The organism is Janthinobacterium sp. KBS0711, from assembly GCF_000988085.1.
GTDB lineage: Bacteria > Pseudomonadota > Gammaproteobacteria > Burkholderiales > Burkholderiaceae_D > Janthinobacterium > Janthinobacterium lividum_E.
Genome location: NZ_LBCO01000029.1, coordinates 30,981 through 46,252 on the forward strand (window position 1 = coordinate 30,981; position 15,272 = coordinate 46,252).

Annotated in this window: 9 protein-coding genes; 1 reads left to right on the forward strand and 8 read right to left on the reverse strand. The window is 65.9% G+C overall.

The features are described 5' to 3' along the window. From VM94_RS18055 to VM94_RS18085, 7 genes are all read right to left on the reverse strand, one after another. A partial coding sequence (locus VM94_RS18055; RefSeq protein WP_046684841.1) for a Clp protease N-terminal domain-containing protein occupies nt 1–1,727 on the reverse strand: 1,727 nt, incomplete at its 3' end. 121 nt (nt 1,728–1,848) lie between these two features. Further along, nucleotides 1,849–2,322: a molybdopterin synthase catalytic subunit MoaE gene (gene moaE, locus VM94_RS18060; protein ID WP_046684746.1), complete on the reverse strand. Its 474-nt coding sequence runs from the start codon at nt 2,320–2,322 to the stop codon at nt 1,849–1,851. Further along, entirely contained in the window at nt 2,319–4,898 is a 2,580-nt protein-coding gene (locus tag VM94_RS18065; protein WP_046684820.1) for a DUF349 domain-containing protein, read from the reverse strand. The genes moaE and VM94_RS18065 overlap by 4 nt, the downstream gene beginning before the upstream one ends. 201 nt (nt 4,899–5,099) lie before the next feature. Further along, nucleotides 5,100–5,729 (reverse strand): hypothetical protein, encoded by a 630-nt coding sequence (locus VM94_RS18070; RefSeq protein WP_138828856.1) that lies wholly within the window; start codon nt 5,727–5,729, stop codon nt 5,100–5,102. Between the two features lie 116 nt (nt 5,730–5,845). After that, entirely contained in the window at nt 5,846–8,512 is a 2,667-nt protein-coding gene (locus VM94_RS18075) for a bifunctional acetate--CoA ligase family protein/GNAT family N-acetyltransferase (RefSeq protein ID WP_046684747.1), read from the reverse strand. A gap of 99 nt (nt 8,513–8,611) precedes the next feature. Next, entirely contained in the window at nt 8,612–9,604 is a 993-nt protein-coding gene (locus VM94_RS18080; RefSeq protein WP_046684748.1) for a DUF2804 domain-containing protein, read from the reverse strand. After that, nucleotides 9,601–10,851, reverse strand: a complete 1,251-nt coding sequence (locus VM94_RS18085) for a winged helix-turn-helix domain-containing protein (RefSeq protein ID WP_046684822.1) — start codon at nt 10,849–10,851, stop codon at nt 9,601–9,603. The genes VM94_RS18080 and VM94_RS18085 overlap by 4 nt, the downstream gene beginning before the upstream one ends. Before the next feature lie 436 nt (nt 10,852–11,287). Between VM94_RS18085 and VM94_RS18090 the strand changes: the two genes are divergently transcribed. Continuing rightward, complete coding sequence (locus VM94_RS18090; protein WP_046684749.1) at nt 11,288–14,506, forward strand: di-heme oxidoredictase family protein; 3,219 nt, start codon at nt 11,288–11,290, stop codon at nt 14,504–14,506. Between the two features lie 33 nt (nt 14,507–14,539). On the opposite strand, the gene VM94_RS29355 is transcribed toward VM94_RS18090, so the two are convergent. Then, nucleotides 14,540–15,272, reverse strand: a 733-nt coding sequence (locus VM94_RS29355) for a sensor histidine kinase (protein WP_046684750.1), incomplete at its 5' end; no start/stop codon positions are given.

The following is a 15,272-nucleotide window of genomic DNA, read 5'->3' on the forward strand; positions in this document are numbered from 1 at the left end:
CCCACGACGCGCTCATGCAGCTTCTCTTCGATGTGCAGCAGCTTGTCGCGTTCGCCCTGCATCATGCGCGACACGGGAATACCCGTCGCGCGCGACACCACTTCGGCGATTTCCTCGGCGCCCACTTCCGTGCGCAGCAGCTTCGGCTGGTCGGGGTCGAGTTTCGGGATGCCGCTGTCAGCCTGCTTGAGCTGGGCTTCCAGCTGCGGCAGCTTGCCGTACTGCAGCTCCGACACTTTCTGCCAGTTGCTCTCGCGCGTGGCCTGCTCCATCTGCAGCTTGACGTTCTCGATCTCTTCCTTGATGTGCGTACTGCCCTGCACCACGGCTTTTTCCGCCTTCAGGATTTCCTCGAAGTCATTGTATTCGCGCTGCAGCTTGACGATCTCTTCCTCGATCAGCCCAAGCCGACGCAACGAGGCTTCGTCCTTTTCCTTCTTGACGGCTTCGCGCTCGATTTTCAGCTGGATCAAGCGGCGTTCCAGCTTGTCCATCACTTCCGGCTTCGAATCAATCTCGATCTTGATCTTCGCCGCCGCCTCGTCGATCAGGTCGATCGCCTTGTCGGGCAGGAAACGGTCCGTGATGTAGCGGTGCGACAGCTCGGCGGCCGCAATGATGGCCGCGTCCGTGATCTCCACCTTGTGGTGCAGCGCGTACTTGTCCTGCAAGCCGCGCAGGATGGCGATGGTCGCTTCCACGGTCGGCTCGTCGACGAGCACTTTCTGGAAACGGCGTTCCAGCGCGGCATCCTTCTCGATGTACTTGCGGTACTCGTCGAGGGTCGTCGCGCCCACGCAATGGAGCTCGCCGCGCGCCAGCGCAGGCTTCAACATATTGCCCGCGTCCATCGCGCCTTCGGCCTTGCCCGCGCCCACCATGGTGTGCATCTCGTCGATGAAGACGATGGTTTGCCCTTCATCCATGGCCAGTTCTTTCAGCACGGATTTCAGGCGTTCCTCGAACTCGCCGCGGAATTTCGCGCCGGCCAGCAAGGCGGCCATGTCCAGCGACAGTACGCGCTTGCCTTTCAGGGACTCGGGCACTTCGCCATTGACGATGCGCTGCGCCAGACCTTCGACGATGGCCGTCTTGCCCACGCCCGGTTCACCGATCAGCACGGGATTGTTCTTGCTGCGGCGCTGCAGGATCTGGATGGTGCGGCGGATTTCGTCGTCGCGGCCGATGACGGGGTCGAGCTTGCCCTTGCGCGCCCGCTCCGTCAGGTCCAGCGTATATTTTTTCAGGGCTTCGCGCTGGCCTTCGGCCTCTTGCGAGTCGACCTTGTTGCCGCCGCGCACGGCGTCAATGGCCGCTTCCAGGGCCTTGCGGGTCAGGCCGTTTTCGCGCGCCAGCTTGCCGCAGTCGGACTTGTCGTCCGTCATGGCCAGCAAGACCATTTCGCTGGAGACGAACTGGTCGCCCGCCTTTTGCGATTCCTTGTCGGCCAGGTTCAGCAAGGCCACGAATTCGCGGCTGACCTGCACGTCGCCGCCCGTGCCCGATACCTTGGGCAAGCGTTCGATCGAGGCGCCCAGGGCCTTGGACAGGCCGCCCACGTTGACGCCGGCACGCTGCAACAGCGAGCGGGCGCCGCCGTCGTCCTGGTTCAACAGGGCCGTCAGCAAATGGACTGGTTCGATATAGGGGTTGTCATTGCCCACGGCCAAGCTTTGCGCATCGGCCAGGGCTTCCTGTAATTTGGTAGTGAGTTTGTCTTGTCGCATGAAAAGCGCTCCCGGTTAATTAGTTGTTAACCAAATTGGGGTGAGAGAGTACTTTTCAAGCATACACAAAGCAGAAAACCGATGCATTTGGGCAAAAGCTACGGTGCGGGACCCGTACGATTCAAATGGCGCTTGCTTTTGCGGCCCACTTGTTTAACGCGGTCTCGTCGCTGTCGCGCGCATCGACCCAGCGCGCCCCTTCGGGCGTGTCTTCCTTCTTCCAGAACGGCGCTTCCGTCTTCAGGTAGTCGATGATGAATTCGCAGGCGGCGAAGGCCTCGCCCCGGTGGGCGGACGAGACCGCCACTAGCACGATCTGCTCCTGCGGCAGCAGCGGCCCCACGCGGTGGATCACCAGCGCGCCGGACAGGGGCCAGCGCTCGCGCGCCTGCTCGACGATGGCTGCGATGGACTTTTCCGTCATGCCCGGATAATGCTCGAGTTCCATGGCGGCCACGTCCAGCCCTTCGTTCATGTCGCGCACCGTGCCGACGAAGCCGACGACGGCGCCCACCTTCGGGTTGCCTGCACGCAATTGTGCGATTTCTTGACTCAAGTCAAAATCGGCTTGCTGGACGCGCACGGTGGTACTCATTTGACGTTGCCTCCGATACGGCGCAGCAGGGTTTCGATGCGGCTGGCCGTGCGCGCATCGGTGGCGGCGGCAATCGCGCACAGCTGCATCAGCTGCGACGCTTGCGTGAGCGGCTTCTGGCCCGATTTGAGCGACGATTGCAGCACTTCCACCTGCATCTTCAGGCGGTCGCGGGCAAATTCGGCGCCGCTGTCGACGCCGGCGACGATTTCCAGGCGCAAGACTTCAGCGAGCAAGCGCTCCTGGTTCGATTGCAATTGCCGCACGTAGGCGGCAGCGCCCTCGCCCAGCGCGGCCTGGGCGGCGGCAAAGCGCTGCTGCAGGCTGCGTTCGTACTGGGTGTCGAGCGGCGGCAAGGCGCTCCAGCGCTCGCTCCATGCTTGCGCGTCGGCGCCGCCATCGGCCAGTGCCGCTTCCAGCGACTGCACCAGGCGCAGCTTGTCGCGCAAGGCGTTGGCCTGGGCCGCGCCGGCCCGTTCGGCGATGGCGTCCGCCTGCGCTTGCACGCCGGCGACAGCCGCCTGGTAGCGCTGCTCGATCTTCGCTTCGCTGGCGCGCGGCACGGGACCCGTGGCGTTCCATGCGGCACGCGTGTCGCGCAGCAAGTGATTGATGAAGGCGGTGCGGCTCTTGTCGTCGCCCTCGGGCACGACGGCCGTTTCCAGCGCGGCGCACAGCGCTTCGCGCGCATGCAGGTGTTCGCGGCGCTCGTGGTCGGCCGCGTGGGCCGTTTCCTTGCGTTTGGCGAAGATGTCATCGCAGGCGGCGCGGAAACGCTGCCACAGCGCCTGTTCCGCGCGACGCTCTAGCGGCAGGGCTTTCGCCAGTTCCTGCCATTTATCCTGCAAGGCTTTGAGCATGTCGACCGTATTGCGCTCGGATGGTTTCAGCAAGCCCACTTCGACGATCAATTGTTCGCGGCGCGCCGTTTCGATCTGGCGCTGCGTATCGAGCGGCTTCGACAGGGCGTCCAGCGCGGCGCCAAATTCCGCGTCCAGGCGCTTCTTTTCCTTGCGGTCGATGGTGCCCAGGCGCGTCCACGCCTGGCGCAAACGCTGCGAGGCGGACGCGACGTGTTTCCAGTCGGTGCTTTCTTCGGCCGCCAGGGCCGCCGTTTCCGCGATCAATTCCTGGGCCTTGGCCGCATTGCCATGGCGCTCTTCGGCCAGCTGCTTGAAATGCTGGGCCGCTGGCGCATAGGCCACGCTGCATGCCGCGTCGAAACGCTCCCACAAAGACTTCGGTGCGGGACCGGATAGGGTGTCGAGCGACTTCCAGCGCTCGCGCAGGCTGCCCACTTTCTTGGCCAGCTCGGCCATTGGGAGTTGCTGCGCCGGCAATTCCTCGCCCGCCTTGACCAGTTCCTCGCGCGACACGTTGCCGCCCCAGCGCGCCCAGTCGGCCAGGCGCTTGAACTCTGCGCGCACATGGGCCAGGCGGTCCGCTTGCGCCGGCGTCAAACGGCCGTGTTTGGTGTCGCGCAAAGTCTTGTCATGTTCGGAAGCCACGTGCAACAAGCCATCCTGCAGGGCCACTTCCATGGCGTCGAGCACCTTGAAGAATTGCTCCGTCGCTTCTTTCGACACGGGCGCGTGTTCCTGGCGCGGCTTGCGCGGTACAGGTAGAGGCTCGGCATGGGCCGCTGCGGCCTCTGTTGTTGCCGTCTGCACGGGCGCCGGCGCGCTGGCCAACACGGCCGCAAATTGCTGCTGCAAGCTGTCGGACAATGGCGAATCGGGCAGGCGCGGCAGGGCTTGCCACGCGCGTTTCAAGGCATCCAAGTCGAGGCTGGCGGCGTCTTGCGCCTGCCATTCTGCCAGCGCGGCCTGGCGTGCATCGAACACGGCCTGGTGCTGCTGCAGCGCTTGCAAGGCGGACTGCGCCTGCTCGCGCGCCTGGATGAAATCCGTTTCCAGGTGTTTCGGCAAGGAGGCACGCTCGGGCGATTGCGCATGCTGCGCATGTTCCGCGTCGAGGCGTGCCAGCGCCTGCGCCAGCTCGCCGGCGGACTGGCCGCTGGCAGCTAGCGCGCGCGCGGCGGCGACGGCGTCGATCACGGCGCGCTGCAGCAGCACTTGCGCTTCCAGGCGGGCGGCCAGCGCGGCGCGCGCGGCGGCAAACGCCGTCGCCAGCTCGGGCGTGGCCTTGATGACTTGCCATTGGCGATCCAGCTGGGCTACCTGGTTCGGGCTCAGCTTTTCATCGTTCAACAGGCGCTGGGCCGTGTCGATGCTGGCCTGGGCGCGCTGCGTCTCGGCAGCCTGGTGACGGATCAGGTCGATGCGTCCCTGCATCAGCTTGGCAACGCGGCGGTCCGTGTTACGCATGGCGTGGTGGACTTTTTCCAGCAGGGGCAAGGCATGGATGTGTTCGGCCGCGATCAGGCGGGCATCGGCAAATTCGCTGGACACGATGAATTCAAAGGCGGCGGTTTCGTCGCCGGCCACGGCATGGGCGCGCGCAACCTGTTCGGCGCGGCGCGATGCGCTCTGCGCCGAGGCGGCGGCCTGTTCTGCCACGACAGGATCGGGGACGGCAGTCTTGCTGGCAGAACGCTTGAAGAGAAATTCGAACATGACGGGTTTCGCGTGGATCAAAACCACCATCATAACAAAGCCCGGGGTATTGCATCGGACAGGTATGTACAAGTTACCAATTGAGTAACATAGTGAATAACAGAGTGAGTAACACGGCACTCCCCCATGGGTGGGCCAGCGCAAAATGAGGAAAGCGCCCCCGGTACAACCGGGAGAATGGGGTGTGCGCTCGCTACCCGTTCAAGCCTGCGCGCGCAGCGGCTGCGGCGGCACGGGCGAGCTGGACTCTGCGCCATCGGCCACCGCTTCAGCGCCGCCGGCTGCCGGCAAAACAAAGGGCAGCACTTGCGCCTTGCCACGGCGCGCTTCCTGCGCGCGCGCATCGTGGGCGAGGAACTGGTAGGCGATGGCAAACCACGTTTCGCCCACGATGACCTTGCGCGCCAGCGCGAACAGCTCGCGCTCTTCTTTTTCCAGGCGCTGCAGCAAGGCCGCGCAAAAGGCGTCGATGGCGGCGCACAGCTGCTCGGCCTGCAATTCCGAATGGTCGATGGCGGCGCCCGCGCGCTGCTGCACGACGTTGATGCTTTCCAGCGCCGCATGGTTCAAGCCGTTGATTTCATCCAACAGACCGTCGGCATGCGGCGCGGCCTGGCGGATGGCGGGGATCAGGTACATCTCCACCTTGCGCCAGTAGCCGCCCTGGTAGAGCCGGTTCAGCCAGTCGCCCGCGTACTGCATCTGCGCCAAACTGAGCCTGCTCTGGTGGCGCAGTTGCACATGCATGTACTTCTGAAAAGCCAGCAAGCTCATGCGAATGCTGGCCTGTTCCACCGACAGGGAAACCAATATATATGTTGCCGTAAGCATGCACTCACTCCCGAAAACGCGCTGGATGTCTGATCCTGGAAGTGAAAGTGTAAAGACTACCGACAGCGGCCGGTTTGATCCTGCACAAACCCGCGGCGGGCCAAGCGCGCTTCCTTTTACGGCGCGCGCAGGCCGATATGCAGGTTGACGACGCCAGGCTCTTCCGAGGGCGTGACTTCGCCGCCAAAGCTTTTCACCAGCCGCTGCATGCCCTTGTTGCGCGCCATGGCCTCGCCCACGAGCGCTTCCGTGCCGCGGCTGCGAAAATAGTCGACGAGCTTCTCGAACAGGATGTGGCCCAGGCCCTTGCCCTTCAGGGCCGAGCGCACGGCGATAGCGAAATCGGCGTGGATATTGTCCGGGTCGGCCACGGCGCGCACCACGCCCAGGGTTTCCGGCTTGCCGTCCGGCCCCGTGTGTGTGGCAATAAAAGCCATGGCGCGGTCGTAGTCGATCTGCGTCAGGCGCGCCAGCTGCGATACGGGCAGCTCGCGCATGGACGTGAAAAAGCGCAGGCGCACGTCGTCCGGGTCCAGCGCGTGGAACAGCTCCATGTGCTGCGGCGCGTCTTCGGGACGGATGGGGCGCAGCAGGATGGCTTGGTCCATCCACGTCACCTGCTCTTCCAGCTCCTGCGGATACGGGCGGATGGCCAGGCGGTCGCGCTGCTGGCCCGGCTGCAGGCGGATGCGCGCGTCGAGGGCGATCACGCCGTCCGCGTCGGCCACCAGCGGGTTGATGTCGAGTTCGGCCAGCTCGCCGATGTCGGCCACCAGTTCGGCCACCTGAATCAGCGTGTAGCAGATGGCGTCGATGTCGGCCGGCGGCTGGTTGCGGTAGCCGGCCAGCAGTTTCGACACGCGCGTGCGCGCCAGCATGTCGCGCGCCAGCACCATGTTCAGCGGCGGCAGGCCGATGGCGTGATCGGCCGTCACTTCCACGGCGATGCCGCCCTGCCCCACGAGGATCACGGGGCCGAAAGCGGCATCGGTCGTCACGCCGACGATCAGTTCATGCGATTGCGGCCGGCGCGCCATCTGCTGCACCGTGAAGCCGTCGATCAGCGCGTCGGGGCGCATGCGGCGCACGCGCTTGAGCATGGCGGCGGCGGCCGTGCGCAGGATGTCGGGCGTGTCGAGGTCGAGCGCCACGCCGCCCACGTCGGATTTGTGGGCGATGTCGGGCGAATGGATTTTCAGCGCGACGGGATAGCCGATGTCGGCCGCCACGGCCAGCGCCTCTTCCACGTCGGCCGCCATGCGCGTGGTGGCGACGGGAATGCCGTAGGCGGCCAGGATCTCTTTCGAGCGGCATTCGCCGAGCACCGTCTGGCCGGCCGCCAGCGCGGCGGCGACGATTTCGCGCACCCTGGCACGGCGCGGCGTGGCCGACATGGGCAGCTGCGCCGGCACCTGCATCAGGGTTTCCTGGTTGCGCCGGTACTGCACGATCTGCATGAAGCCATGCACGGCCTTTTCCGGCGTGTCGTAGGTGGGAATGCCGGCACGGTTGAAGACCTGGCGCGCGGGCGCCACGGTGGTGCCGCCCAGCAGGCATGACAGCACCGTGCGCGAAGTGGCCTTGATCAGCGGCGTGACGGCTTCGGCGATGTCGATCGACGAGACCATGGCCGTGGGCGCGTGCAGCAGCAGCAAGGCGTCCGCCTGCGGCTCGTCGAGCAGCGGCTTGATGGCGTCGGCATAGCGCTGCACGGCCGCGTCGCCGGGCAAGCCGACGGGGTTGTCGTGCGACCAGCCGCGTGGCAGCGCCTTTTCCAGCGCGATGACGGTATCGGGCGACAGCTCGGCCAGCTTGCCGCCGCTGCTCACCAGCGCGTCGGTCGCCATCACGCCCAGGCCGCCGCCGTTGCACAGGATCGCCAGGCGTTCGCCGCGCTGCGAGCGAATGTGCGTCAAGGTTTCCACGGCATCGAACAGTTCTTCGGCCGAATACACGCGCAGCATGCCGGCGCGGCGGATGGCCGCGTCGTAGACGGCGTCGGAACCGGCCAGCGCGCCCGTGTGCCAGGCCGCCATGGCCGCGCCTTCCGCCTCGCGCCCCGCTTTCAAAACGATGACGGGCTTGCTGCGCGCGGCCGCCCGCGCCGCCGACATGAATTTGCGCGCCGCCTGGATGTCTTCCATGTACAGCAGGATGGCGGCCGTGTCGATGTCGCCGGCCAGGTAGTCGAGCAGGTCGCCGAAATCGATGTCGTAGCTGGCGCCCAGCGAAATGAACTTGGAAAACCCCACGCCGTGCGCGTTGGCCCAGTCGAGCACGCCCGACACCAGCGCGCCCGATTGCGACACGAAGGCGATCTTGCCGCTCGTCGCGCCGACATGGGCGAAGCTGGCGTTCAAGCCCAGTTTCGGCACCAGCAGCCCCATGCTGTTGGGCCCCAGAATGCGCAGCAGATGCGGCTTGGCCGCCTTCAGCATGGCCAGGCGCAGCGACTGCTCGCGCACGGGATCGAGGCCCGACGTCATGACGATGGCCCCGCGCGTGCCCAGCGCGCCCAGTTCGCGGATCAGGGCCGTGATGGTGGCGGGCGGCGTGCAGATGATGGCCAGGTCCGGCGCCTTGGACAAGTGCGCCAGCTTGCGGTAGCATTTCAGGCCCATCAATTCGTCGTACTTGGGATTGACGGGCCAAATCTCTCCCTGGTAGCCGCCCCCCAGCAGGTTGTACAGGGCGATGGCGCCCAGCTTGCGCTCGCGCGCCGTGGCGCCGATCAGGGCCACCGAGGCCGGCTTGAACAGCTTGTCGAGATTACGGATACTCATGTTCTGGCCTCATGGTTTGCCGGAGCGACTAGGCGCCAGTGTAAAGGATGCGCAGGCAAATAAATTTGACCTTGCGATGTGTTTCGCGAAAAAGCATGCTCACCAGCGCGAGCGGTGGCTTTCCGTGACGCCCGCCAGCTGCGCCACGATGCGCTTCGGGGAGTCCGCGCTGGTGCGCACCCAGCCGCTGAACGTGCCGATGGGCTGGATGTAGCGGCTGGCGGCGATCCACAGGTTTTTGTCTTCGCGCCGCGCGCCTTCCGGCTTGAAGTGCAGGTCCAGCAGATCGTCGTCCGTCCACACATGCCACGGCGCCAGCGGATTGTCAGGATTGAAGTCGAAATGCGCGCGGCCCAGCGCATACAGCTGGCCATCGAGCCACAGCGCGTTTTCATGCGCGCCGAAATAGCCGGCCTGCAGATTGAAGCCCAGGTCCAGGCTGTGCGCCGAAGCCCAGCGCCATTCCGTCTCGCGCGCCAGCAGCCCGTTCGAATAATCGAAGCTGGCAACGCCGTCGTCCAAACTGTAGCCGACGGCGCCGCAGCGCACGGTGCCCCACAAGGGCAAGCCGCCCGACTTTTGCGTCGCATGCACGCTGCCGCCCTCGCCCACGGGGCCGATGGCCAGCAAGGTGGGTGCCACAGGCGGCCCCCATTCCGCATCGATGCCGAAATGGCCGCAATCGAGCCGCAAACGGTAGCGCTGCTGCGGCTGCGTTTCGATGCTGATTGTTTGCGACAAAAAACGGAAACGGCTGCTGGCGCCCGCATGCGGCGCAACCGACGCGCACAAACCGGGGATGCCATCCTGCGAAAAGGTCGCCACGATCTTGCCCTTGTGGCGGTCGAAGGCATACGCGAACGCCGTGCTGGTCCAGCCCAGGTCGACGATGGCTACGCCGCAAAATACGGCTGGTGTCGACAGGGCCACGTAATGCCAGCGCTTGTGGTGGAACAAGCGCCAGAAGGCGCCGCGCGCGTGCGGCGGCGCCAGGGCGGCCCAGTCGAAGGCGTCCAGCTGGCCCGTGTAGCGGCCAAAACATGGCTGGCCGTCGGCGCCGAGCAGATGGGAGGGAGCCGGCGGCAGCATCATGCGGCCTGCCTTGCGGCGCCGCCGTCGTGCAGCGCCTCGGCCAGCAGCGCGCCAAAAGCGGCCGGCTGCGCCTGGGCTATCTCGACCTGCGGGCACGCATGCCACAGCGCCAGGCGCCGCACAGCGCCGGCCACGTCCTGCACCAGGCGAGGACTGACGCGCACGCCGTCTTCCAGCGCCAGCGACTTGATTTCGAAGCGCCCCTGCGCGCGGTGCGCCTTGGCGTCCAGCCGTCCCACGAGCGCGCCGCGCCGCAAGATCGGCAAGGTGAAGTAGCCGTAGCGGCGTTTTTCAGCGGGCGTGTAGCATTCGAGCCGGTAGTCAAAGCCGAACAGTTCCAGCGCGCGGCGCCGGTCCCAGACGACGGGGTCGAACGGAGATAAAATCGTCGTCAGGGTGGGCGCCAGCTTGCCGGCGGCCGCGTCGCGCAGCAACTCCCCATGCTCGGCATGCACGTACACGGCGTCAATCCAGCCATCGACCGTACAGCGCAGCAGCGCGCCCTCGTCCACCAGCGCCTGCAGATCGTGCGCCAGGCTGGCGCGTGGCTGTTTCGTGCGGAAGTAGTCGCTGATCCAGCTGGCCCGCGCCAGGCCCAGCGCCTTCACGCTGGCCAGCAGCAGGCGCCGGCGCACCTGTTCTTCGGTCGGCAGCAAGCCGTCGTGCCAGCCCGGCAAAACGCGTTCGGCCAGGTCGTAATAACGCTGGAACTGATGGCGCTTGGCGATCATCAGCACGCCCGACGTGAACAGCACTTCGAGCGAGCGCTTTTCCGGCTTCCAGCTCCACCAGCCGCCTGCCTTGCCATCCGTGCGTTCAAAGTCCGCCGAGCGCGCGGCGCCGTTGGCGCGGATATGTTCGAGCACCGAAGCGACGGCGTCGCCCTGCTCGGCCATCCACTTGACGGAATACTTCCAGCCCATGGCGGCCGGGTCCAGCATGCGGTGGCGGTACAAGCCATAGTCTTCGATGGGCACGAAGCACGCTTCATGCGCCCAGTATTCGAACAGCGCGCCCTCGGCCAGCAATTGCTCGAGCCACGGCTGCGGATAGTCGCCCAGCCGACTCCACAGCACCAGGTACGGGCTGCGCGCGACCACGTGGATGGTGTCGATCTGCAGCACGCCCATCTGGCGGATGGCGGCCAGCACGTCGGCCTTGACGGCCTTTTTACGCCTCGCCTGCAGCAAGCCCTGCGCGGCCAGGTGCAAGGCGCGCGCGGCGGCCAGGGAGAGGGGCGCGGGTATCGGTGCGGGTATCGGTGCGGCGGGTGAAATCGGCAAGGTCAGTTCTTCCTCAAAAAGGGGCACGCGTCGTCGGCAGGCATTTCAGGAAGATACCGCATTCCCGTCGCGCGCCACGCATTTTTTCCTGAATTTTATTCATGCTATCGCACATTTTCACTCACCTTGCGCACCAGCACAGTGCAAAAAATCCCGGTGACATGCACAGTGAATGACAAGCGCACGAGATCTCTTGACATGCCTCATGCGCTTCTATAACTTAATGAAATATTGCCATACGGAAATTAAAATACTCCCCTATCTTTGCCCGTCATGCTCCTCCTTGCCGTCCCCTGGCCGCAAGGCGCCGCCGTGACGCTGCAGCATGCGCAACACATCGGCGGGGATGCGGAGATAGCCAGTCCAATCTTGCATCATCAATAAAAACAAGGAAGATAGCATGCACATATCCCTGCATCGGCCCCGGCGGCACCAGGCCGGCCTTATCCACTTTTCCAGGCGGCGCTTGCCGCTGGCCGTGGCCTTGCTGCTGGCGGCATGCGGCGGCGGTGGCGGCGACAAACCGGCCACGCCCGCCATGGCGCAGCACCTGCTGGCGCAGACATCGGCCGAAACGGCGCTGACGCCAGTCGCCGCCACGGCCAGCTCGGCGGAACGGGGCGACCTGTCGGCCGGCGCCGCGATCGACCGCAACGACGGCACGCGCTGGGGCAGCGCCTTCTCCGACAATGAATATCTGACGCTCGATTTCGGCAGCACGCAAACCGTCACGCGCGTGCATATCGCCTGGGAAAACGCGCACGCCAGCGCCTACCTGCTGCAGGTATCGGACGACAATACGCACTGGACCACCGTCCAGCGCGTCGACGACAGCCACGGCGGCATCGAAGACATCACGGGGTTGACGGCGCAGGGCCGCTACCTGCGCATGCAGGGCGTCAAGCGCGCGGGCCAGTACGGTTACTCCATCTTTGAAATCCAGGCATTTTCGGGCACACCCGTACTGCCGCCCGTGACGCCGCCCGTCACCGAACCGCCCCCGGTCACCATCGATCCGGGCCAACCCGGCGTGGCCATTTCGCCCGTGGCCGCCACGTCCTCGCCCGTGGAAAACAACGGCATGTCGGCCGCCATGGCGATCGATGGCAAGACGGGCACGCGCTGGGCCAGCAAGTTCGAGGACGGCGCCTGGATCCAGTTCGACTTCGGCGTCAAAACGCCCGTCGGCTACATGAAACTGCTGTGGGAAAACGCGTACGGCAAGCAGTACGCGCTGCAAGTGTCCGACGACGGGCAAAACTGGTCGCAAATCCGCTACGTGAGCAATGGCCGCGGCGGCACGGAGGAATTCTTCAACCTGGGCATCCATGCCCGCTACATCCGCCTGCAAGGCATGGCGCGCGCCACGCAGTATGGCTACTCGCTGCTGGAAGTGAGCTTCAAGACGCCCGGCAGCGACAACAGCCTGCCGTCGACCGCGACATCGGCGCTGAAATTTCCCGCCAACGGTGCGGGCATGGCGCCGCTGCCAGCCGCCGCGCAGCCGCTGGAAAGCCTGCAATTCACCCTGGCCGACGGCACCCTGGTGACGCGCTTCGGCGCGCGCGGCCTGGCGCGCCACGGCCGCGAGCGGGGCGAAGAATGGAATGAGATCGGCTACGGCCCGAATGAAACGGTCGATCCCGTCACGGGCCTGCCGCAGGACAAGGGTCCGGGCAATTACCTCACTTTCGTGCCGCAGTACTTCAAGAACCGCACCTGGGGCGTGGAAATCATCGACAACAGCCGTGTACGCGGCGTCACCAGGCCCACCTTGATCGTCAATCAGTACACCACCGTCGATTTCCTGTCCGGCGGCGTGGCCTTCTTCCGCGGCTTCGACCGCCCTGGCGTGACGGGCTACGGCTGGATGTCGCCCGGCGAGCTGGTGGACCGCAACGTCCCCGTCTGTAAGCCGACGGCCTATCCGGCCAACGACCGCCTGACGAACGCCAACGGCATCAATGGCGCCTGCACCTTGCTGATCAAGGAGTACCCGGGCCATGGCGGCCTCGATGCCAACGGCATGCCGAATGGCACCGACGTCAAGGCGCGCGCCCTGACGGCCGGCGACATCATCGAAGTGTCGCCATCGATGTTCTCGACCACCGCCTCGATGGCATCGAAGGGTGATGACGGCGGCATCCGCTACTACTCCTACGAATGGACGTACGTGGTGGGCGCGGGACTGCGGCCGTGGTACGGCGTGCAACCGCGCCTCAATGGCGTGCCGCTGCCGGAAGAAACGCTGTCCGGCGGCCTCGGTTCCGTGTCATATAACTACTCGGACAACGCCCTGTTCATGTTCCAGCAGCCGCACACCAATATCGGCATGCAGAACATGCAGCGCTTCGTCGAGGGCCGCCGCCTGGTGCACACCAATTTCACCACGGGTGACCACAACGAAGGCGGCAACGACCGCTACGCACCCGCCATCGGCCTGCAGGGACAGCGCTACGGGCAGTCGGCCTGCATCGCCTGCCACGTCAACAATGGCCGCAGCCCCGCGCCCGCGGCCCTGAACCAGCGCCTCGACACGATGGCCGTGCGCGTCGCCAGCCTGAATGCGGCGGGCCAGCAGGTGCCGCACCCGCAGTACGGCACGGCGATCCAGATGAATGCCGTGTCGCCTTCCGGCGTGCCGCAAAACTGGGGCAACAGCGTCAGCGTGGGCGGTTTCACAACACGCAAGACCACCCTGGCCGATGGCACGCAGGTCGAACTGCGCAAACCGACCTTGGCCTTCGAAGGCCCCGTGCCGCAAATCGTCTCGCTGCGCGCGGCGCCGCCGATGATCGGCACGGGCTTGCTCGAAGCCGTGCCGGAAGCCGACATCCTGGCGCGCGCCCGCAGCACGCCGGATGCCGACGGCGTCAAGGGCCTGCCCAACTATGTGTATGAACCGGAGACGGGCGCCGTGCGCCTGGGCCGCTTCGGCTGGAAGGCCGCGAAAGCTACCCTGCGCCACCAGGCCGCCGACGCGCTGCTGCTGGACATGGCCGTCACCTCGCCCCTGTACCGCAACCGCGCCTGCATGGCCGGGCCGGTGGCCTGCGCAGCGGGCGGCGCCCAGCCGGGCATCTCGGAAGCGGATCTGCAGTCGATCACGCAATACCTGGCCCTGGTCGCCGTGCCGGCCCAGCGCAGCATCGCCAGCGGTTTCCCGAAAGGCGTGGCGCCGATCGAGGAACTCAAGGTCGACCCGCAGCAGGTTGCCGCCGGCTCGAAACTGTTCCAGGGCATGCGCTGCGCCGCCTGCCACACGGTGGAAATGAAGACGGGTGCGGGACATCTGTTTGCGGAACTGCGCAACCAGACCATCCGTCCCTACACCGATTTGCTGCTGCATGACATGGGTCCCGAACTGGCCGACACCTTCACGGAAGGCCAGGCGCAAGGCAGCATGTGGCGCACGGCGCCCCTGTGGGGCATCGGCTACACGGAAAAAGTCATGGGCAATGGCGGCGGCAAGGCGGGCTACCTGCATGACGGCCGCGCGCGCAGCCTGACGGAAGCGATCCTGTGGCACGGCGGAGAAGGGACCAAGGCGCGCCAGCGTTTCGAGAACCTGTCGAAGACGGACCGCGACGCGCTGCTGGCTTTCCTCAAGTCGCTATAAAGTCGGTCTAAGCACCTTGCCCTGGCGGGGCCGTCATGGAAACATGACGGTCACCGCCAGCCCCCTGCCCTGCAGCCCTTCGCCAAGGACGATGTGCGCGCCATGCCGCTCGGCGATGCGGCGCACGATGGACAGTCCCAGGCCGCTGCCGGGCAGCTGTGCGCCACCCAGACGCACGAAGCGTTCGAACACGCGCTCGTGCCACTCCTCGGCGATGCCGGGGCCCGTATCGGCCACGCGCACATAGCTGCGCCCATTCTCCACGCCACAACTGACGACCACAGAACCCGGCGCCGGCGTGTAGCGCAGCGCATTCTCGACCAGGTTACGCAGCAGCATCTGCAGGCTGTCCGCGTGCAGTGCGCACGGCGCCGGCGCCATGTTTACGCTCAGCGACAGTCGGTAAGACGCGGCCAGCGCCTGCCACTGTGCGGCCTGCTGCGCCAGCAAGTGCGCCAGGTCGCCCGGCGCCAGCCCTGTCTCCGCCTGCGACTGCGGATCGAGCTGCGCCAGCGCCAGCAACTGGTTGACGAGGCGCGTGGCGCGCTCCACGCTGGCGCCCAGGGCGGCGATGAATTCCTCGCGTTCGTCCGCGCTGCGGGCCCGCTGCAGCACTTGCAGATTGGTCTTGATGGCGGCCAGCGGCGTGCGCAGTTCGTGCGCCGCATCGGCCGTGAAGCGCTGCTCGTTGTCGCGGCTTTGCCGCACTCGGCCGAACAGGCGGTTTATTTCCAGCAGCAGCGGATGCAGCTCGGCGGGCGCGCCC